Origin of the sequence: Corallococcus sp. CA054B, assembly GCF_003611625.1 — a bacterium.
Taxonomy (GTDB): domain Bacteria; phylum Myxococcota; class Myxococcia; order Myxococcales; family Myxococcaceae; genus Corallococcus; species Corallococcus coralloides.
On sequence record NZ_RAVY01000382.1, the window covers coordinates 1 to 1,954 of the forward strand.

Annotated in this window: 1 protein-coding gene; it reads right to left on the minus strand. The window is 68.5% G+C overall.

Features of this window, described 5'->3' with window-relative positions; translation table 11 throughout:
- Positions 1-332 precede the first annotated feature (332 nt).
- Positions 333-1,937 (minus strand): hypothetical protein, encoded by a 1,605-nt coding sequence (locus D7V80_RS40845; protein ID WP_120593130.1) that lies wholly within the window; start codon positions 1,935-1,937, stop codon positions 333-335.
- Positions 1,938-1,954 lie beyond the last annotated feature (17 nt).

The window sequence follows — 1,954 nt, forward strand, 5'->3', positions numbered from 1 at the left end:
GGCATGAGCGGGCGGGATTCTAGACGGCTTCGGGGCCGGGCGGGCTGTCTGTCGGCGCTCGCCGTGCCCGGCTGGTGGGGAGACGGGCACGGCGCGTCAAAAGCGTGTGCCCCGAATGGTTTCTCGCGGTGCGAGAGGGGGGCGCGACTCCTGGTTGGGGTACTTCAGGATGAAAGCATCGCGGTAGCCCGCTGCGCCACGCCCGCTCGTTCGAGTGTGTTGATCATCGGCGCGTCGAGTTCCTGGCCCGGCCGGACCAGGCCCAAGGACGACGGCCGTCCTCCCCATGACGGGAAGGACGGCCGTGTCAGGACTTCGGTGTGGCTGAGGCGTCAGTCGCCGTCGTAGATGCCGATGGCGCCCGGGGTGACAGGGCCCTTGCCCTGCTCAACGGGGGTGAATGCCGCGAGCATGCGGCGGCGGGCTCCGGAGCGGTCCACCTGGATGTCCGAGACGCGCAGCCCGGAGAGATGCTGGCCGAAGAGCGTGTAGCTGTACTTCGTGACGCCCCCGCCCACGCGGCTGATGCCGCCGCCCCAGGCGGCTCCTGCCCACGCGCTGTTGTCCAGCGGATCCACCGCGACGCTGGCCACGTGCGGAGCGATGAGGTCGTTCTTCAGGCTGCGCAGGACATTTCCTTCCGCGTCGAGCTGGAGGAGACCGTTGGCGAAGGAACTCACCCAGACGCGGTTGGTTCCGTCGGGGACAACCGCCATGCCGGAGACGAGGTCCTCCGTCCGCTCCTCGGGGCGGGAGTAGGGCCACTCCTTCTCACCCACCGCATCCGTCCAGAGGTCCCGGCGGTTCCACTTGTACTCCGGATGCTCCGTCATCTCCTGGGCCCTCCAGAAGTTGAGGCCGGTCGTGCCGTAGTAGTACTTGGTGGAGCGGTTGGCGCCGCCAATCCAGACGTCGTGGTTGGGCAGGGGCGCGATGCCGTAGTAGGCGTCCGTCAGGAGCGCGTCCCGGACCTGGTACTTGCTGTAGTCCTCTTTGTACTGGAGTTTATCGCTCGCGTAGTTGCTGTAGATGAACGCGCTGTAGGCCGGGTGGCTGTGCTCTTCCAGGCCCGAGCACTCCAGCTTCCCGTTGCACGTCGGGTCGCCCGCGTAGTGCGCGTCTCCCCGGGCGAAGCCGTGATTGCCGCCAAACCAGACACTGCTCTTCTTGGGGTCTGAATCCTTGTCGTAGGCGATCCGGTAGACGTGGCAGAGCTTCTCCCGCCGCTCGTAGCCTGAAACCACGCCCGGACCGGAAGAGATGTCGTAGTGCACGACCTTCAGGGTGCCGTCGGCGCGCAGCTCCACGCGGTCCGCGTCGCCGCTCTTGTAGACGCTGGCGTCCGCGGGCCGTTTTTTCCCGGCGGTGTCCCATTCGCTTTCGCAGTCCGCGATTCCCGGCGGCGGCGGCTTGCCCGCGTAGCCCACGAAGACCGCGCCATCCCAGGCGCCCGCGACGGAGATGACCTTGAGATAGGGCATGCCAGGAGGCGCGCTGCCATCCGGCATGTAGCCATAGGGGCGGAGGCCGTCCGCCATCGTGAACTTCCGGAAGGTGCTCTCTCCCTTCTTCAGGAGGAACAGGCCCTCTTCGCCGCCCGCGACCCAGACGTTGCCACCTTCATCCGCGGTCACGCCGTAGACGAAGCGGGGACCGCCCTGCTCGCGGCCGTAGAAGGTCCAGCCCGGCGCGGACGGCAGCTCGTACTTCGTTTCACCTGGATCCTGGGTGCCCGCGTCCGTGCCCGCGTCGGTGCCGGTCCCCGCATCCGTGCCGGTGCCCGCGTCCGGGGTGCCCGTGCCCGCGTCCGTCCCGGTGCCCGCGTCCGTCCCGGTGCCCGCGTCGGGAACCTGCGTGCCTGCGTCCACCTCACCCGTGCCCGCGTCCGGCAGCTGTGGGTCCTCCACGGGCGTCTCCGGTACCACCGGGTCACCCACCTGACGCGTGTCACCGT